The organism is Paenibacillus sp. Z3-2 (assembly GCF_054161325.1).
The window spans coordinates 409,269-428,880 of sequence record NZ_CP096397.1 but is presented as its reverse complement, the minus strand read 5'-3'; the positions used below and the strand labels follow the sequence as shown (position 1 = coordinate 428,880).

Below are 19,612 nucleotides of genomic sequence, written 5' to 3'. Positions count from 1 at the left end.
TTCGAGACATTCGAAACTATTGCTGCAATGGATCTTTAACTACGATTTTGCCTGATACGATATCATCGTTGATTGCTTTCACTTGGTCGATTACTTCTTGTCCAACGAAAGCATTCAGCGGAGATTCGCTATCACGTGTCACGTAAGTCAGGCCTACACCGTCTTCCTTCAAGCCGTAGTTTACTGCGCCTGCTTTGAAGTTGCCTTCTACGAAATCTTTTACAGTCTCATAAGCAACCGTATCCGTTGACTTCAATTGAGACAATACGATATGTTCCGGGTCTTCAACAGTACGGTCCGTATCCTGACCGGAAGTGTAGAAACCTTTTTCTTTGGCTGCTTCGAACACACCAAGATCGCCTACAGCGGATGCGCCAGCGATGAAGTCAGCACCTTTGCCGAATTGTACCAGTGCCAATTCTTTGGCTTTGGCCGGGTCATTAAATCCACCTACATAGTTCACGAGGAATTCTGCATCCGGATTCACGGATTCCAATCCAGCTTTGAAACCTTCCGTATATTTCTTGATCAATGGTACATCCATTGCTGCGATCATGCCGACTTTGTCTGTTTTGGTGGACAATCCAGCAGCTGCACCGAGCAGGTACGCCCCTTCATATTCACGGAAACCAACGCTACGAACGTTAGGCAGATCAACGGTTGTATCTACAATCGCAAAGGATTTGTCCGGATTTTCTGCAGCGACTTTCTTCAATGCATCTTCCGCCTGGAATGTTGCTGTAATAATCAGATCATAATTCTCAGCAACGGCAGCGCGCAGATTTTGTTCAAATGCTGCCGGGTCTGTCGATTCAATGGTCTTGGTGTCTACTTTGAATTCTTCGCCTGCTCTTTTGAAGCCTTCATCCATCTGTACAAAGAAAGGGTTAACCCCTATTTTTTCGGGAAGTACGAGGGCCATCCGAAGAGATTTCTCCGCATCACTGCCTTGGGCGGATTGTTCGTCTTTGGAAGCCGAATTCCCACAAGCTGCCAACAAAATAGCCAACATGATGATCGATAAGACGAACGATAAACCTCTTTTCATTTTGAAAATACCCCTTTTCAACATTCTTTTTTCTTATCCTAGCGGATACTGTCGATCCTTGTCAATAAATCTTTGAGCGTATACACTCAATTAGAATATAATTGACGATTTGCTTTCTAACATGCTCTGGAAAACGCTTTATATCAAGCTTTTTTTTCGTTGACATCCAGCGCGTCTCCGTGCTAAAGTCAATCCAATTATTCTATTCTGATAGGATTTGTCAGAATTATAACCCAGAGCTGATCATTTTCCAACCCATTTTAAAGGAGGCTATTCATTTGAAAAAAATCACCCAGATCACACTGGCGGCTCTACTCGCCGCTCCGGTAACATTCGGCAGCCTAAGCTTGCCCGCTTCCGCTTCTGCAGCATCTGCAACTCCAACTAAACCAACCACCTCACAAAGCGTCAAAGGACCGGTAGCTCAGGCTCCATTCGCTTATACGGAAAACGCAGCGGATTTTGCTCAATTCTTGCAAGCGAAATACAACATTCAACTGCCGCAACAGATTACCAAAGGTGATTTCATTCAAGCCATTGCAGCCATTACGGGAACAACTCAAGCAAGCGATAGTGAAGCCCAGGCTCCAGCCTTTACCGATCTGGCATCTGGTGATTCTTCTTATGATGCTGCCGTATCCTTATACAATAATGGGGTTCTTACGGGTACAGAAGTACGTGCCAAAGATCAACTGAGCACTTATGCAGCGGTCTTCATCGCGGTGAAAGCCGCTGGATTCAAGGAACTTGCTTACACGTATCCCGCAGAGAAAACGGCTAAAGCCCTTGCCAAGGTTGGCATTAGCCCGAACCGTGTTCAGGGACAAGCTGCACAGGAACTGGCTGCAGCCATCGATACGGGCCTGATTCCCGAAAGCCTGTACCCTTCTCTCCTTAAAGGTGGCGTAGCAAGCAAGGATTTCGCCAACACATTACTTGGACGCGTCCTGATCAGCCAAGGAAAATATAAACATGAGATTGGTCGTTCCGGCGATGCGGACATCTATTCCAAACTGTATGCTGCATATCGCACAGCGGATCTGATCGAATCACCTGAGCTGAGAAAGATTGTGGATCAGGCTTTGCGCGATGATCTCGTAACAGGTTACAACCTGAAGGATAGCCGCTTTGATTCCAACTTTATCGATGAGCTGACACTTACTTACGGCCACGATAATATCCAGCATGCTGTACAGTTGATTGGTTTGCTGCGTAGCGAGAGTATTGATGCTGATGTGCAATTTCAACCCAAGACATCTGCCTTCATTTATTTGAAGGAATGGGGCGAGCCGAAGGAAACGCCAGACTATAAAGTGACACAGATCGAGAACGGCAACTATATTGCCTCTGCGAAGGAATATGACATTCAATTCGAGTTCAACAATGCGGCAGACAAAGTCCGCTTCAATGATATTGTGCTGAAATATGCCAAGAAGAACAGTGATAGTACATCTCCACTGATTCTCAGTTCGTGGTGGCAACCGTTGTATTATTCACCAACCGCTTTGGCCAACTATCCGGTCATTTCCAATAATAAGATCGCGCTTGGCAATTACTATGCTCAGTCCTTCTCACTGAAGGAGAACGCCAAAACCATTCGTGAAGGGTTCTTGAAACTAGCCCCTGATGCCGACATTACTACGTATGACTTCTGGGTAGATCAACCTTTCTTCAATTATCTGAACGGTGGATCCGAATAACATAAACTCCCTTTCCAACCGAATTTAAACTCGTATTTTGGCAACACAAGCAGCCGTCTTTACCGAATGTTAGAAGGGTTTCGACCCATAGATTCGTAAAGGCGGTTTTTTGTTCAGCATTTTTCAAATTTCTTCCTAATAATCATTTTTCTCGTGCAGGAATTACCAATAAAAGGTCGAATGTCTTAAGTACACAAACACGCAATCAACTTACACATTTCCGAACGAACAGGGGTTACACATGGTATACGATGGTATTCTTCTAGGCTTGATCGTTGGATTTTTCCGGGGTGGGTTGCGGCATGGGCTTAACCAGTTTGCAGCACTCAAGCTGCGAAGCGGCTGGATTTTCCCTGTATTGCTGCTAATCCAGTTCTTTATTTTCTATCTACAGGAACGCTTGGAATGGGTGGCATCCATCAATGGTTATCTCTTTGCCGCTGTCTACATTACAGGGCTCGCATTTCTGTGGCTCAACAGGCACCACACTGGTTTCATGCTCATCTGGATTGGGGTGTTTCTCAATTTTGCGGTGATGGTTGTCAACGGTGGACGCATGCCTGTTTCTGTAGAAGCTTCTGCTGTATTAGGACCCTATTATGTAGACATGCTCCGGGAAGGCGGAGCCATATCGAAGCATTTCATGATGGATGCGTCAACACACCTGCCTTTCCTCGGTGATATCATCCCGCTGTCCAGCCCTTATCCACGGACTCAGGTGATCAGCATCGGTGATGTTGTCATGAACGTTGGCATATTCCTTTTTATCCAGTACATGATGGTAAATCGGGATAAAAAGGCTGTGCAGCCCGCTAAAACTCATCAGGCTTGAAGAGGTTTGGTCGACTCCAAGGAAGGGAGGTCTTCTACATGAAAAAATTTGAAGGTGTGAAATATTCCCGCATTGTCATCAACGCAATTATCGTGGCTTCTGTCGTTGTGGCATTAACTTCGGGATACAAGCTGGGCGGCTAGTATCCATACCGCCAAACAAGACAAACAGGCTGCCAGCGGCCTGTTTTTTCTTTCTGGATTTTTGGTAGGCAACTTGGTATGTTATACATCTATATAGTATGAATCAATATATACATCAAGAGTAGACTAAACCAAGCAGGAGATTTTTTATGAACTTTATTCGTAACCTTATCCATAAGGCAGATCGAAGCAGTCTGTATGTTATTTTGCTTAGTTGCACGGGTATCGGTGTTTTTCTGTACATGAACAAATGGTCTTATCTTCATCTGTCCACCTCAGATTGGGTTATGGTCTACACCATGCTGGGGGCAGCGTTGATTCTGGATTATTTTACATTTCAGATTCCACCCAAAGGCAATCAGCAATCCATGGATTCATCGGTATACCTTGCCTGTATATTCATGTTTGGCGGAGCTTTCAGTCTGTCTGTGCTGCTCCCTGTCTCCATCATCCTGCTAATCAAAGAGCGCAAGCTCACCTGGTGGAAACACATCGTCAACTTCAGCATCTATAGTCTTATGATTACAGGAGCTGCTGCCGTGTTTGAGTGGACTGGCGGGCAATCGGGAACGTTGGACGGATATAACCTGTTTCCTTATTTCGCTGCGCTCGCAGCCTACTTCATTATTAACACGATCACACTCGGCTTGTTCTTTCATTTCTCCACGAAGGATGCATTACAGCAGATGAAGCGGGCATTTGTCACTGAATCCCTGTTAGTTTATCTATGTACGCTGATTCTGGCGCTTGTTTTAACGATTCTGGTTGTGCATAACGGTGTACTCGGTCTGCTCTTATATCTGAGTCTCAGTATTCTGCTCTCCCACGCATTCAGGCAGTTGTTTGTCATGTATCAGACGATTGAGGAGAAGGCCAACACGGATCAACGCACAGGTCTGTTCAACCATAGTTATTTCGAAAGCATGTTGGAAAGTGCACTGGCTACCGCACGCACACAGGGAACCCCGCTCTGTCTGGGACTTATTGATATCGATGATTTCAAAAAGTATAATGACCGGTTTGGCCACCTTCAAGGTGACAGCCTGCTGGCCCTGCTTGGGGATTTTCTGGTGCGGAAGACGGAAGGTACACCGATCACCGCCTTTCGTTATGGAGGGGAAGAGTTCACGTTGCTCATGCCAGGCATGGAGCTGGACGAATCCTACAGGTTCATGAACAAGCTGCGCAAACAACTGAACGACACGCCGTTTGAAGGCGTTGAAGTGTTTCCACACGGATGTCTCTCCTTCTCTGCTGGCGTCGCCCCCTATCAGGTGGATATGTATAACAAATCCCAACTCGTGGATCAGGCGGATAAAGCACTGTATTATGCGAAGAAGCAGGGCAAAAACAACGTGCACCGCCACGGCAGCAATGATGGCATGGAGCATGAGATTGATCTGGTACAGGATGTACGTGACATCGAGCAGCAGCTCAATCTGTTTAGATACAAGGATATGGATACGTTCAAACATTCCAAACGGGTCTATAAATATGCACTCGATATTAGTGAATTGCTCAAGCTGGACAATGCGGAGAAACGGCGTTTTGTGCTGGGAGCACTGATTCATGATATCGGCAAACTGGAGATTCCCTGGTCCATCCTCAACAAGAAGGAAAAGCTAACCGCAGAAGAATGGGAAACGATTAAAGGACATGTCACTTGGGGCAAAAAAATGGTGATCACAAACGATCGCTTCGCTGATCTGATTCCGTATATTGAATTGCACCACGAGCGCTATGATGGCAAAGGTTATCCTTATGGCCTGAAGGGGAACGAGATCCCCCGGCTGTGCCGGATGCTGACCGTGATTGACTCCTTTGATGCCATGACGACAGAGCGGCCATATCAGGAGACCAAGAACGTGGAGGAAGCCATTCGGGAGCTACGCGCATGTTCGGGTTCACAGTTCGACCCGGAGCTGGCTGAGTTATTCATTCGATATATTGAGAAAAGAACCGCTCAACAACAGTTGCTGTAAAATGACGGAGCTTCTTCTACATCCTCTGGAAAATTCAAAGCGCTATCCCCGGTCTGATCGGAGATAGCGCCATTTTCATTTTCATGGAATGAATCGTACACCAGACTGCTTCATTCTCGTGCAGATTCTACATTAAGATTTGGTATTCAGCTCATGTGAGGTCTGATGCAGCTCTTTAATCATCTGCTGCAAAAACATGTTGTCTTGGCGACTGATACCGTGCTGATTGTCTTGAACAAGCATCTGATGAATGTTCTTTTTGAGCAATTCACTGCGACGTTCCAATACTTCTTGACTCATGTTGTTGCGTCACTCCTTAACATGTTTTGTAATGAATTCACGTTCTTTATTAAGTATAGAGGACCTTCCCCAATAGGGAAAACGGACTCAGCCTTCCTCAGCTGTGCACACCAACCCTCACCTAGCGTGACAACATTTCACCCCTTGTTGTTCTTAGATATCCTTCTAAATACTCCCTGATCCTCCCCAAGTTCCTCCAGAGGTACAGACTAGGGTCTTGGACAACCTTGCGTTATAATGGTCCCATCCCCGCATAATTAAAGTGCGTCATTAAGCTAATCCTAGATCAAAGGAGTTCTGCATTCATGTCCTACAAACAAATCAAATGGATGATCCTGCTGATCCCCACTTTCACAGTAGGCATCTGGGAATATATTCGCCATCAGTTCCTGATACCGTACCTTTCGATGGATGCCGGGAACTGGTTAACACCCGTCATTGTGTACCTCGTCAGCGTGACACTGCTCAGCCGATTATTCCGCATGCTTGAAGGCGCAAGGGCAGCTCTGGAGCAGGAGCGGGCAGCCAAGGCCGCACTGGAAGCCCGTGACCAATTGGCCCGGGAACTTCATGATGGCATATCCCAATCCCTTTTCCTGCTGTCGGTAAAAACGGACAAGGCAGGCCGTAGCTTGGCAGGAAGCGGACATGAGCACGAGATCCAGGAGATTCAAAAGACCGTGCATGAAGTCAATACATATGTGAGGCAAGCCATTGCCCAGTTGCGTTATGTTCCTTCCTCTGCTGAGGTACATGAGAAAATCTCGCTGCATGCGCAGGTCGAAGTGCTCGTCAAGGAAACGGTACCTGGTGCACAGGTTCAGTGGGAACTAAGCGGTGTAACGTTCTCTGCCAAGGAGCAAGTGGAACTGCTGGCCTGTATCCGGGAAGGTCTGCTGAATGTACGCAAACATGCGCAGGCTACCCACGTTCAGATTCACGCGGAGGGTAATCCGTTTGCCTGGTTCATTTATATTCAGGATAATGGGAATGGACTAGATGGAGATCCTCTTCATCTGAAGGATCGGTACGGACTGCGAATTACGAAGGAACGTGCTGCCGAGATGGGTTGGTCGTTTACCCTCGATTCAAGACCCGGCCATACGCGAATGACAATTGGAAAGGAGCATGCTTAACATGGAACACGTACGTGTATTAGTTGTTGATGATCATGCGCATGCGCGTGAAGCGATCTGTAGCATTTTATCCGAGGACAGCCTGTTTGAAGTGATTGGTACAGCTTCGAATGGACAGGAAGCGCTGGAGTTGACCGGACAATGGATGCCTGACCTGATCCTGATGGACGTGCAGATGCCGGACATGGATGGACTGGAAGCCACCCGTCAGATCAAGCTGCGATTTCCATATGTTATTGTTGTGATGGTCACGGTATCGGATGATGTGACCTTTCTGTTCGAAGCACTGAAACAAGGCGCTCAGGGATATTTGCTTAAAAATCTAACGCCTTCCACCTGGCTTGAGTACCTGCGCGCCATCGTCAGTGACGATGCACCGCTCAGCAAGGAACTAGCTTACCGGATTTTGCAAGAGTTTCCCGCACCACGTAGCGAAGATGTGCAAGATAACCCGCTAACGGCACGGGAGCTTGAGATTCTGCAATGGGTATCCGCAGGATATACCAATCGGGAGATTGCTGATCAGCTCGGCATTTCAGACCAGACGGTAAAGAATCATCTGAAGAACATTTTGCAGAAGCTCCAGCTTGAGAATCGGGTGCAACTCACCCGCTACGCTCTCGAGAGCGGGCTTGCAGGACGCAAGCTTCGCAAATAATCACGCTGCTCCGTAGCAGGTGAATCGGTGTGAAGTAGCATAGCATTCATGCTTTTGTCACAATTATGCAGACCAATTCGTTTTTTTATAGCCCAATGTAGTCATACGCACTCATTTTGGACAAAGTTATAATGGGTTAGATTATGTTCAAAAGGCCATGAGTGACTACAAATCTATAACCTGAGGGTGATGATTTTTTGATTTTTACAAGCTTTACCCTGAAATGGGGCAAACGGCACTGGGCATTAGTCACCTGCCTGATGCTCGTATGCTGCCTTGTTATGCCACAGTGGGCATCCGCCCATGCTTATATTGTTAAGGCTTCGCCTGGAGAGAACGAGATACTCGTAACCGCTCCGGAGCGGTTAACGCTGGAGTTCAACGAATCCTTGCAGACGGCCTTTTATGATATCAAAATTACCGGGCCTGACGGCAATCAGGCAGACGACGGAAACGTGCAGATCGATGCGAATCGCCCTCATATCCTGGAGACTGGTCTGCAGGGAGTACTCGGAAACGGAACATATGCCGTCAATTGGAAAGCTGTATCTGCCGATGGGCATCCGATTCAGGGAGCGTATGTTTTCCATATCGGTGAACCTTCCGGATCGCCTGCCGGGCTGAGTGATCTTACATCAGGTTCCGGTTCAACAGGTGGGCCGCTAAAATGGATTGTATCCCTGACAGACTGGATTCAGTATCTCGGACTGTCTATCATTCTGGGTACACTCGCATTCCTGCTGCTGCGGATCGCCCCAACTTCCATGGCTAGAGAACCTATGGACGTTCCAGGTAGCTACAGGCTGTTATGGATCAGCTATGCTGCTGCTTCTTTCGCTGCTCTGGTCAGTTTGCCACTGAACACATTGTATGAATCGGGTGTGGCGCTAGGCGAACTGAGCTGGGCACTAATCGGAAGTGCACTGAAGCTGACATCCTTTGGTCAGATCTGGATGGTACAGATGTTGATTGTCATGCTGCTGGCAGTTACCATTCTCTCCGGTTATGATCGGGATCGATCCATCCGTGTTCGTATCTGGTCATCGTACGGATCACTTGTGCTCGTGCTTGGCTGGTTGTTCACGCATGCCATGACAGGGCACCCAGCTGCTGCCGATCAACGTGCACTGGCGATTGCCATGGATTTCATACATCTGATCGGTGCTGCTTTCTGGATTGGCGCACTAACCGCCATGGCGATATGTCTGCCTCCACTGGCGGATAAGCTGCCATCGAAGGTTCGAGGGGAAGTCTACTGGGTTGCCATCCGCAGGTTTACCGCCTGGGGGATTGGTGCCGTAGCCGCTCTGATTGCTACAGGAATATACAGCAGTCTGATTATTCTGCCTGCACCCGTGCTGACCTCCTTGTTCACTTCTGCCTACGGCCTTGTATTAATCGGCAAGATCGTCCTGCTTATTGTGATGCTTGTCTTCGCCTGGCGTCATGCCCGACTGGCAAGAGCAGCAACGGGAAGAAGATTATCCGGCAGCCTCAAAGCCGAACTTGCTACCGGTGCTGTGATTCTCGCTCTGGCTGCCGTGCTGACACATCAGTCACCGGGACAACCAGCAGCGGTCGGACCGTATCAGGAGACGAAGACTACGGAAGATGGCTCAGCGATCACACTTCAGGTGAGTCCCAATGTGACGGGAGAGAACCAATTCGAAGTGGACGTCAAACGTGCAGATGGCAGTATCGTTACTGATCTGGAACAGATCACGCTGTCACTTACACATCTGGACATGGATATGGGGGTCTATGAGATTACCATTCCGAAAAATGACACGGGTGTGTACAAGGCTGAAGATTATATCTCCATGCCTGGACGTTGGAATATCAAGGTACACCTCCTGACTAAAACGTTGGATTCACTGGATGCTGAATTCGAGATCGACACCGCCAAGCCATAGTTGCACAACGTTCAGTTTGAAAGCGACCCAATCTAAAATCAGTGTTGCTACAAACTGCAAATGTAGCTAAGGGGAGGAAATTGATTCTGGAGAAGCGAAGCACTCGCCTTTATTCCCGAATTTCAACTTACTATATAAATTAAACTATCATTTACACTGAAACGGAGAGGACAGAACAAACCTGAAAAAGCGAAGCTAAAAGCTTTCTGCAAGAAAGCTGCATCGGAAGCATACGCTTCGCGTTTATCACCGGATTTTCCCCTTTGAGAAAAGGGAATCGAAAAATCTGGGAATAACGGTGGTCGAAAGAACCATTCGTAACCGAAACGGTGCCTTTGCAGAACGTAGACACTCATTTAAGAAAATGGGCCGAATCATATAAGATAAAAACTGAGAGGGGTTATTTATTTTGAAGAAAACATCATGGATTTCCAAACTAACATCCACTATTGCAACAGGTACCGCAGCATTCATGCTATTCGCTGGATTCGCCAGCGCTCACGTTACGGTCAGCCCATCCGTTGCTCAGACAAGCGCATGGCAGACGTATACGATTAAGATTCCTTCCGAGAAAGAATTGCCTACAACCAAGATCACGATGAAAGTTCCCGAAGGTGTTGCCTTCAAGCAATATCAACCACTGGCAGGCTGGAAAATCACCACAGAGAAGAACGATTCCAATGAAGTAACATCCATTACTTGGGAGATTGACGGAGATAACGAAGGCATTCTGGCAGGACAATTCCAGCAGTTCAACTTCGTTGCGCAGAACCCTAAGGCTGAAGCTGAAGTAGCTTGGGATGCCTTCCAATATTACAGCGATGGCAGTATTGTAGAATGGACAGGCCAGCCTAGTGACAGCAACCCGCACAGTATTACAACGATTAGCGAAGATCCAGCTGCTGCGGGTAATGCTGCGGCAGGTGGAGATCATCATAGTGCCGGTTCTGCCAACGAAGGGCATGATAGTGCAGGAACAGAAGGAGCCGCTGGTGATAACGCGGCTACTGACGATACCCAAGCAAACGATGATACTACACTGGGCGATGCACTTAATGACACCGTTACAGGTGAGTCGAACAACACGGATACAGATCCAGGTACACTGAAGCTTCAACAAGCAACATTGATCGTATCCATTTTGGCTCTGATTCTATCCTTCCTGGGAATCGCTCTGGCGACTCGTCGCAAGAAACGTTAAGAACTAACTTGCGATTTAGATAACTTAACTTGATACAAATTGAGATAAGAAAAGAAGCCTATGGCATCGGGATCAACCCCGATGTACCATAGGCTTTTTTTTAGCTATCTGCATTCTTGGTTTGGGTTTGGCTACCCATTTTCATTTCATTCCACGGTTTATGCGCTCAAGCATGCCCGATCCACTTTCACACTCATCTTAACGCTGATTACCATCCGCAATATGGCCACAGCATTGACGCTCGTTAGCGTTCCTGATCCGTCTGGATCATAAACTCAATGTATTGCAGCAAGCTCTTCTTCTGCTGTTCAATGGATTGAATACGTCTGGACAGGCCCGCAAAAAACTCTTCAATCTGCTGTCTTGTATGATCTGCGGAGTGGCCTTTCCAATCGTTCAAGCGACTGTATAGCGTCCTTGCTTCCTGCTCATCGGCTTGCAGACGGGCAAGCAGCTGTGTCAGTTCTTTTTCCGCAATCCGAAGATCATTCAATTCCACCAGCAATTGTCCACCCACTCGTGTCCCCCCTATGTACGTAATATCACCAACGCTAGCCACCCAGAAATCTAATTAAAAATGAACCGGACTCTCGTCCGCCTGCCGGAAGGCATCCGCCTTCTCATCAATAAAGTTCAGGAACTGGCTGGTGTGTTTCATATGCCATGTGCCAAGCTCATGAATGGACGCGTCCAGTTGGGTGACAATTGGCTCCAGCCTGCGACTGCGGCTTGTATGCAGGTATTGCGCCATGCGGGTTCGCACCTGATTCAGCTCCGCATTGCACTGTTGTGCATTTTGCTTCCACCGCGAAGCCACACTTTTCAGTTCTTCCGGCGTTACCTGAATCAGACCGGAAGCTGCTACCGCCGAAGCCACACCTCCACCGCCACCTGACTTGGAACGTAACGGACCGAAGTTCTTGCCGAACGGTCCCATGTGATCCATAAGCCGCGGTGAATAACGGACTCTCTCCCCGGTAATCGGATCATACAAGTCATTCGAGATATAACCATTCTTGAAATCATATTGATCCAAACTGTGGTAGTTCTCTCCGCCAAACGAGTTCTTGGCTTTATCAATAATACTCACGCCATCATTCGCGGAGTCATAATCGGAGTTGATGTAATAAGTCGATCCAACATGCCGATCATATCCTCCCAGGGTTCCGCTGGCTACCAGATCACTCGGACTTGCATAGTTCACAACCTGTCCGTCAAATGCACCCGCTTCAGCCTGACGTCGCACTTCTGGCGTCAAATTACCCATTACGGATGGCGCACTGAATGTCACAGCAGGAATACCTGTATAAGCCGACGCATATTGTGCGTTCCCCCCACCCAGGGAATGCCCGGTCATCGAGAAATCCAGATCCTTATGCTTGCTCTGCATCTGATTAGCATAGTCTTCGGCTTGATACATCTGGTTGGCCCAGCCTGTAGGAGAGACGGTCTTTTCAATATCTTTTACGCGATCACCTGTCCAGTTCTGCACATCTTTTACTCTGTCATCGGCCCAATTCTCCACTTTGGATATACCTGTGAAGTCCTTGACGCCTTTAACCCCTTTGTCAAGCCATTCTGGCGTAAGATTGTTGATAAAATTCCCCGTCTCCTGTTGCCCCTTGCGAATCAACTCTCCGCCCCCGATGCGTCCATCCATCACAAAATCAGGTACAGAGCGATCCAAGGACGCGCTTCCTTCTGTCCCGCGATAGGCAATGACCGCTTCTTTGGTCTCGGGATTATAAAATGTCACGGCATCAAAACCGGAAAAACTATTGCTTTCTGTCCCCTCAAGAACCTGCCAGCCGGGCAGTTCTGTTAATCGATCTCCAGCCTTTTGATCCTGATAGGCTAGATCAGACATCGTTTTATACGTTTCATCATCAATATTGGACCCGTTACTCAATAACTACACCTCCCATTTATTTGGCGTATGGATCATGTCCCTTGGCCATCATTGCTTCCTCAATTTCAGGACTGATAACCAGGTTCTTGGTTATCTTCTTTTTGTAATCGTACGAAATGCCGAAACTCTGGTCTTCATGATCTTTTACATGCCCTTTCAGCCCAATCTGTGATACTGCCATTTCCGGCAATAACTCTTTGCTTGTAATTACAACATCCAGTTCGAACTTCTGCTTGAAGTGCTGAACTACAGTTGTTTCAGCCTCTAAGTACAGAGCTTCCTTCTCACCTGCATTCATGTTCTGACAACCTCCCAGAAATATAGTAAACACCATTATCAGTGCGGATAAACCTCTTAGCCATCCTGTACGTTTAATACGGATCCCCCCTCATGGTTGAACGGTAGAACTCACTATATGTGAAATACACCTTGTTCATCTGTTACCTGCATCATAGTACAAAATCAACATGGACCACATCGGCTGACAGAATCGTTTTCATGTAACTTTCTTCCTATATGATTCAAATAGAACACTTTGGTGTACATTACCCGCTTTCCTATTTGTTGCATCACCCACATGATAATTTTCCCACCAACGACAAAAAGGGCCTGCTCTTCGTAAGAGCGGCCCTCCTGTTTACCATGTTGAACTGTTATGCCAATGCCATCTGCAGCGCAGTCAGCGCAATCCCGATAACAAATCCGGTAACGGCTCCGTTGATCCGAATCCATTGCAGATCCTGTCCAACCTTATCTTCAATCATCGAAACCAAAGTAGCATTGTCCATTTTGTCCACATTTTCACGTACCAGTTTACCGATTTTGGAATGGTTTTTCTCCAGTAGTGTAGTGACACCCTCCACAATCTTGGCGTTCATGCTTGTCATCAATTCATGATCTGCACGTAAGTCAGATAATACCCGTTCAATGGCTGGCAGTGCATACGTATCTACATAACGTCCGTCTTCCATCGCGGCGAGCGCCTTATCTCTCATTTCGGTGAGCTTGTTCAGCACAGTCTCCTCCGCGTTCCAGCCCTCAAGCATGTTGTTCTTCCAGCTATTCACGCCCTCTTGCACACCTTCGCTCATGGCGATGCGCACCGTCTGGGTACGTACCATATCAAGCACCTTGTACCTCAAAGCACTGCCTTCACGTTTCATATCCTCTACCCGATCGAAGAGATATCCTTGTAAAATGCCACCCAGACGCTCCTCGTTCATATAACCCAGGAACGCATTCATCGCAAATTGCATTAATCCGTTCATCTGTATGCCGCTGATGGCTTTCATGCCGCTTTCACCCAAAAACATGACCGTCTCGGGCTTAACCAGCCACTCCTCGGCTTGCTTCAATCCGTAGTCCAGCGCTTTCGCGTCATAACCTCGCTCTGTCATCTGGTGAGCAGCCCGTTCCAGAATCGGGCCCAGATCGAAGGCACCAGCCTGTGACTTGATCTCACCCGCTACGAGCGGAGCAATCTGTTCTAACGGCAGACCCGCCAGAATTCGTTTGCAAAGCGTATCAATCATGGTCTTGATCCCGTCACTGTGAAGCTCACGTGTCAACGTGTCGAGCACCGTTTCTGCTGCTTTGAAATCTGCGATCTTCTCGGTGATGCTGTCTTTGTTGAGCAAGTTATTCTCTACTGCGGAGACCAGACCTTCCGTCATTTTATCGCGATTTTTCGGCAACAATGCCGTGTGCGGAATGGGAATACCGAGTGGGTGACGGAATAGTGCCGTAACTGCGAACCAGTCCGCAAGTCCACCCACAAGTCCCGCTTCAAACGATCCTACCAGCAACTTGCCCACAGGAACACCCTGGAACGGCAATGATGCAGCAAATCCAGCTCCCATCACCACGAGAGACCAGGCTGCAGCTTTTTTGGTTTGTTTAGGTTTGGCCATTGTAATCTTGCTCCTTTATGATTAATCGCACGGCCCGGAACAGTCCGATTCCGCACTTCTACGTTTCTTATATAAACTCTCCACTAGCGAAGTCTTAACTTCCATATTTCGTATACTTCATCTTATCACCCACAAGCGTCAAAACCAAACCTCTGCTTGGCAAAAAAGGACATTTGGGGTGTTTACTTCGTAAAATGGATCGCTTCCTTTTCCAATACCAGGAGTATTTTAGTATAATCAATCAAGACGGCCCCTTCTATATCGATTGGCCGCCAAACAGCAGGGTAATTACATAGTGGAACAATGATGGATCAATAAGAGGAGGAATTTCGGATCATGAAACACGTGCAGGACACAACCACGCTCTATAACGGAGTCAAAATGCCATGGCTGGGTTTTGGGGTATTCAAAGTTAAAGACGGAGACGAAGTCGTTCAAGCTGTCAAAACGGCCATTCAAGCTGGTTATCGCAGCATTGACACAGCCAAAGCGTATAACAACGAAACCGGTGTCGCTCAGGGTATTCGTGAATCTGGAGTGGCTCGTGAGGATCTGTTCATTACCACTAAAGTATGGAATAACGATCAGGGATATGAATCCACGCTAGCTGCCTTCGAAGCCAGCATGGAACGACTCGAACTGGAGTATCTGGATCTCTATCTCATCCATTGGCCGGTTAAGGGCAAGTACAAAGATACATGGCGAGCGCTGGAAAAACTCCACAATGAAGGACGCATCCGTGCGATCGGCGTGAGCAATTTCCAGATTCATCACCTGGAAGATCTGATGATTGATGCCACGATCAAACCTGCAGTCAATCAGGTGGAGCTTCACCCACTGCTGATTCAGTCAGAGCTTCGTGAATACTGCAACAAACATCAGATTCAGATCGAAGCCTGGTCCCCGCTCGGACAAGGTCATCTGATGGATCACCCATTGCTTCAGGACATCGCCGCCAAATACAGCAAGTCTCCTGCACAAGTGATCCTGCGCTGGGATCTGCAGAACGGCATCGTAACCATACCGAAATCCGTTACACCTGAGCGTATTCGCGCGAATGCCGATCTCTACGATTTCGAATTGACTGCTGAAGAAATAGAGCAGATTAACGGCCTGAACGAAAACAAACGCTTTGGTTCTGATCCCGACAACTTTAACTTTTAACTATATCATTCAAATCATTCAAAAAACTCCCGATACGGATGCCCTGAGCATCTCGGATCGGGAGTTTTGATATGAATTCTATTCGCTTTTGGATACCAGCTTGAAATCATCAAAGTGGAAACCTGGCGCTACCACGCATGTTACCAGCACAGGCTCATCACCCAGCGGGCGTGCAGTCTGCCATACGCCGGCAGGAACGAGCACCTGTGGCGATTGTCCCGCAGCAATATCCATACCCAGAATGAGAACTTCCTCATTCTCCGGGTTCTCCCCGTTGCCACCCAGCTTCAGTTCGATGGGACTGCCACTGTGCCACAGCCAAAGTTCATCCGATAGAACCGTATGCCACTCGGAGATTTCATGCGCATGCAGCAGGAAATACGTGGAACTAGCCGAGAATCTTGGGCCGGAGTACGCGTCAGGCAGAACGGATTGTGGAATCTGATACGATGCCTTCCATTCTTCCTTATACCAACCGCCTTCAACGTGAGGTTGCATATTGAGCGCAGCAACCAATGGCGATAATTCATGTGTCGTCATAACCTGTTTCCTTCCTTCCAAATCATATTGGAGACACTCCTTATCCAGAGTTTCGCCTCACTCTCCCTACTCTAAAACATCATTCAGGTTTTGTCACCTTGACAGCACACATGAGGCATGCAGATTCGTTCTCCCGATTTTCATCCATAAGATTAAAGAAATATGGACCTCCAATGACAGCGTTTACAAAAAGATGGATTTTCCGTTATGATATGGATATCGCTGTTAATCCGTGAAGCAGAGAGGAGCTGTACCATGAGTCTCATAGAGGATCGGATTGGACCCAAATATCGAATCGGTGAACATGCATTTACCATTGAACATATGCGCAGACATGACGGGAACGGTATGTCACAGCCTCACGCTCATCCATTCTACGAATTGTATTACCTGCTCGAAGGAGAACGAGTCTATTCCATGAATGGTCAGATTCTGTCCGCTCGCAAGGGTGATTTCATTCTGATCAATCCTCATGATGTACATACGACCTCCAAAGGAAGTATTCCCGGCTTTGAACGATTTCTAATCGGTTTTTCGCCTGCTTTTGCAACAGGGATGGAGCTCGGCATATGTGGTTTGCTGCCATTTGATTGTTCCAGACTGCTTCGTCTGCCTGAGGCGGAACAGCCCGAGATGGAGCGCATATTGTGGCAGATGCTGCAAGAATGCAAAGAACGCCGCCCTCATTATGAGATTGCGGTACGAAGTCTGCTTGCCCAACTTTTGATCCGTATTCATCGGGTAGAGGAGGTCATCCGGCAGTCATGCCCTGGTCCTTTGCATCCGATGCAGGACAAAATCAGTGAAATTGTCACTTATGTGAATAGCAACTACACGGAACCACTCACTCTGGAGGGTGCAGCTAGTCGCTTTTATATCAGCCCATCCTATCTGAGCCGGATGTTCAGCCGATTTACCGGATTTCGGTTCAGCGAATACTTGCGTGTTGTCCGAGTCCGAGAGGCACAGCGAAGACTGCTTTCCACACAAGAGCGTGTACAAATGATCGCAGAAAAGGTAGGATTCGAGCATACGGCTCATTTTAACAAAACATTCAAACAGGTCACCGGTACAACGCCTTTGCGCTATCGCAAGGAACACCGGTAGATCCTCAGACCACATCATATAGAAGCCGAGTGGGTAGCCTTGCTCCAGAGATTACGTATTCCTTATATCGTGAAGCACCACGATTACTGGATATATGGCTACGCCACTGCGGCTGAATTTGACCAACTTGTATAAACCTTATTACATACCTTTTACCTGCGAATGATCACGCCACTTCTCACCTCAGGACCAACAGAGATCTGGCGACCGTCTGTGTCTGCATCAGCTTCTCGGCAAACAATGCCTGCGGATTCGTGTCCTGTCACCATCAGAAGTCGGCCATCCACGCCCTTGCCCTGAATGCGCTCTAACTCCGCCCCTTTGCACTGGTGCAAATGAATCAGCGGACCTTCGGTGATCTGCGCCTGCAATTCAGCGATATGCAGATGTTTCGCATGAGCACATTGGACTCCACTGCGGGCTTGTACGCTGTAGCGCTGAATGATCACGCCATCCAAAGGCAATTCCGGCAATCCACTCACGAGCAACGCAGTATCGGCACCGGCACAGACCACATCCGATATTCGAATATCACGGAACACCGGAGTCTCTTCACTAATCTCCTGAGACAGGTCACTACCCCGGGCAGATCCTTCCTGATTCGCATAGAAAAAGGAAAACGAGATCGCTTCCATAATGATATCTTTCATATAGATGCGCTCAATCTGAATATCCTCAACTACCCCGCCGCGCCCACGTGCGCTTTTGAAGCGAAGTCCAATGTCTGTTCCGATAAACGTACAATCGGATACTCGCACATGCCGCACGCCACCGGACATTTCACTGCCAATGACAAACCCGCCATGACCGTGATACACGGTGCAATCCCGAATGGTGATGAACTCCGATGGAAGACCCAGTTCACGACCTTCAGCATCTTTGCCTGATTTTAGACAGATCGCATCATCACCGACATCGAATACACTTTGTTCCACCACCACATGACGGCAGGATTCAATGTCCAGCCCATCTCCATTCTGGGAGAACCACGGATTCCGCACACTCACATTACGAATGGTGATATGCTCGGATGCCCAGGGATGGAGATTCCATGCAGGCGAATTCTGGAACGTTGGACCGTCCAGCAATACCCGTTTACATCTCCGTAAACTGACCATGTTAGGGCGCAAAAAGTCTCTTACCTCTTCATAGGATGCCACATCACGTACCTGCTCCTGATGCAAACGATTCGCAATGGTACCGCCTTCAAGTGCAGCTGTGGTAGGCCACCAGATCTCTTCATCTCCACCGGATTGCTCAACAACACCACCCGAAGCCACCAATCGGTTCCACTGTGAAGTGGTCATTTTCGAACGTTTCACTGGTCGCCAAGCTTCACCGCCACCATCCCATATCCCCTTACCGGTAATCGCAATATCCTCCAGTTGATCACCATCAATCGGAGATTGGCAACGAACAGCCTGCCAGCCCTCGAAGCTCGATGCAATTAATGGGTATTGATCAAAATCTCGACTGAACGTAACTAACGCCCCGGCTTCCACGTGTAGCTCGATCCGGCTGCGCAGTGCAATTGGACCTGTTAGCCATACCCCGGCAGGAATCACAATTCTGCCACCTCCTGCTTCGGCACACGCCGCGATGGCAAGCCGAAACATTTCTGTGTTATCCGTTACGCCATCTCCAACAGCTCCATAGTCTGTAAGCTGAAAATCCTGAGCAGGAATGACAGGCAAATCGGCTTCATAAGCTCGAACGTTGGTCTCGGCACTTGCTCCTGTCGATAATGGGGAGTGATATGTATTCATCGTGCAGAATCATCCTCTCTACCTGTAATGGAATTGTTATGGGATCCATACATCGCTTTTGCTTTCCTTACTTACGTTCAAACGGATGCTCTCTCGCTCCATCATATCAACGGCGTGATGTGCAGGGTTGAGCTTTCTTGCCATGTACACGTGGAACTTGATGCTATTTGTTTTGTTGATCAGAGTCATAAATCAAACATCACTTCCAGTATACTATATACATCTATTCCAAAGGTTGGTAAACAACTAGGAGATTAGATTCATTTTTCTGTCAGGATTCGTCACAAGAGTTTTAATAACATA

At 47.8% G+C, this 19,612-nt stretch carries 17 protein-coding genes; 9 read left to right on the top strand and 8 right to left on the bottom strand.

Going from position 1 to position 19,612, the window contains the following annotated elements:
• Positions 1-16: 16 nt before the first annotated feature.
• The gene (locus tag M1D71_RS02115; RefSeq protein ID WP_458125047.1) at positions 17-1,048 is read right to left on the bottom strand and encodes a BMP family lipoprotein; all 1,032 of its coding nucleotides are present in this window, start codon (positions 1,046-1,048) and stop codon (positions 17-19) included.
• 278 nt (positions 1,049-1,326) lie between these two features.
• On the opposite strand from M1D71_RS02115, the gene M1D71_RS02110 reads away from it, so the two are divergent.
• The 3 genes from M1D71_RS02110 to M1D71_RS02100 all read left to right on the top strand — a co-directional run bounded on the left by M1D71_RS02110 (position 1,327) and on the right by M1D71_RS02100 (position 5,705).
• The gene (locus M1D71_RS02110) at positions 1,327-2,748 is read left to right on the top strand and encodes a hypothetical protein (RefSeq protein WP_458125046.1); all 1,422 of its coding nucleotides are present in this window, start codon (positions 1,327-1,329) and stop codon (positions 2,746-2,748) included.
• Between the two features lie 241 nt (positions 2,749-2,989).
• Positions 2,990-3,580, top strand: a complete 591-nt coding sequence (locus M1D71_RS02105) for a DUF5317 domain-containing protein (RefSeq protein WP_458125045.1) — start codon at positions 2,990-2,992, stop codon at positions 3,578-3,580.
• Between the two features lie 292 nt (positions 3,581-3,872).
• Entirely contained in the window at positions 3,873-5,705 is a 1,833-nt protein-coding gene (locus M1D71_RS02100; protein WP_458125044.1) for a bifunctional diguanylate cyclase/phosphohydrolase, read from the top strand.
• Between the two features lie 132 nt (positions 5,706-5,837).
• On the opposite strand, the gene M1D71_RS02095 is transcribed toward M1D71_RS02100, so the two are convergent.
• Entirely contained in the window at positions 5,838-6,005 is a 168-nt protein-coding gene (locus M1D71_RS02095; RefSeq protein ID WP_017691019.1) for a hypothetical protein, read from the bottom strand.
• Between the two features lie 305 nt (positions 6,006-6,310).
• Between M1D71_RS02095 and M1D71_RS02090 the strand changes: the two genes are divergently transcribed.
• The 4 genes from M1D71_RS02090 (at position 6,311) to M1D71_RS02075 (ending at position 10,913) form a co-directional block, all read left to right on the top strand.
• The gene (locus M1D71_RS02090) at positions 6,311-7,141 is read left to right on the top strand and encodes a sensor histidine kinase (protein ID WP_458125043.1); all 831 of its coding nucleotides are present in this window, start codon (positions 6,311-6,313) and stop codon (positions 7,139-7,141) included.
• A 1-nt stretch (position 7,142) separates the two neighbouring features.
• Positions 7,143-7,799 carry a response regulator gene (locus M1D71_RS02085; protein ID WP_017691021.1) on the top strand — a complete coding sequence of 219 codons (657 nt, stop codon included), beginning with the start codon at positions 7,143-7,145 and terminating at the stop codon, positions 7,797-7,799.
• A gap of 197 nt (positions 7,800-7,996) precedes the next feature.
• Complete coding sequence (locus M1D71_RS02080) at positions 7,997-9,712, top strand: copper resistance CopC/CopD family protein (RefSeq protein WP_458125042.1); 1,716 nt, start codon at positions 7,997-7,999, stop codon at positions 9,710-9,712.
• Between the two features lie 409 nt (positions 9,713-10,121).
• Positions 10,122-10,913 carry a YcnI family copper-binding membrane protein gene (locus M1D71_RS02075; RefSeq protein WP_458125041.1) on the top strand — a complete coding sequence of 264 codons (792 nt, stop codon included), beginning with the start codon at positions 10,122-10,124 and terminating at the stop codon, positions 10,911-10,913.
• A gap of 244 nt (positions 10,914-11,157) precedes the next feature.
• Here the strand turns inward: M1D71_RS02075 and M1D71_RS02070 are convergent, their stop codons facing one another.
• From M1D71_RS02070 to M1D71_RS02055, 4 genes are all read right to left on the bottom strand, one after another.
• On the bottom strand, positions 11,158-11,430 hold the full coding sequence (locus tag M1D71_RS02070) for a hypothetical protein (protein WP_458125040.1): 273 nt from the start codon (positions 11,428-11,430) through the stop codon (positions 11,158-11,160).
• 54 nt (positions 11,431-11,484) lie between these two features.
• Positions 11,485-12,822: a lipase family protein gene (locus M1D71_RS02065; protein ID WP_458125039.1), complete on the bottom strand. Its 1,338-nt coding sequence runs from the start codon at positions 12,820-12,822 to the stop codon at positions 11,485-11,487.
• 16 nt (positions 12,823-12,838) lie between these two features.
• The gene (locus M1D71_RS02060; protein ID WP_458125038.1) at positions 12,839-13,120 is read right to left on the bottom strand and encodes a hypothetical protein; all 282 of its coding nucleotides are present in this window, start codon (positions 13,118-13,120) and stop codon (positions 12,839-12,841) included.
• Between the two features lie 355 nt (positions 13,121-13,475).
• On the bottom strand, positions 13,476-14,732 hold the full coding sequence (locus tag M1D71_RS02055; protein WP_458125037.1) for a DUF445 domain-containing protein: 1,257 nt from the start codon (positions 14,730-14,732) through the stop codon (positions 13,476-13,478).
• Between the two features lie 336 nt (positions 14,733-15,068).
• Between M1D71_RS02055 and M1D71_RS02050 the strand changes: the two genes are divergently transcribed.
• Positions 15,069-15,896 carry an aldo/keto reductase gene (locus tag M1D71_RS02050; protein ID WP_458125036.1) on the top strand — a complete coding sequence of 276 codons (828 nt, stop codon included), beginning with the start codon at positions 15,069-15,071 and terminating at the stop codon, positions 15,894-15,896.
• 78 nt (positions 15,897-15,974) lie between these two features.
• Here M1D71_RS02050 and M1D71_RS02045 read toward each other — a convergent pair whose 3' ends face one another.
• Positions 15,975-16,436 (bottom strand): cupin domain-containing protein, encoded by a 462-nt coding sequence (locus M1D71_RS02045; protein ID WP_336763991.1) that lies wholly within the window; start codon positions 16,434-16,436, stop codon positions 15,975-15,977.
• Positions 16,437-16,691: 255 nt separating this feature from the next.
• Between M1D71_RS02045 and M1D71_RS02040 the strand changes: the two genes are divergently transcribed.
• Positions 16,692-17,543, top strand: coding sequence for an AraC family transcriptional regulator (locus M1D71_RS02040; protein ID WP_458125035.1), 852 nt, complete (start codon positions 16,692-16,694; stop codon positions 17,541-17,543).
• A 152-nt stretch (positions 17,544-17,695) separates the two neighbouring features.
• Here M1D71_RS02040 and M1D71_RS02035 read toward each other — a convergent pair whose 3' ends face one another.
• A complete protein-coding gene (locus M1D71_RS02035) occupies positions 17,696-19,309 on the bottom strand; it encodes a glycoside hydrolase family 28 protein (RefSeq protein ID WP_458125034.1) in 1,614 nt (537 codons plus the stop codon).
• Between the last annotated feature and the right edge of the window lie 303 nt (positions 19,310-19,612).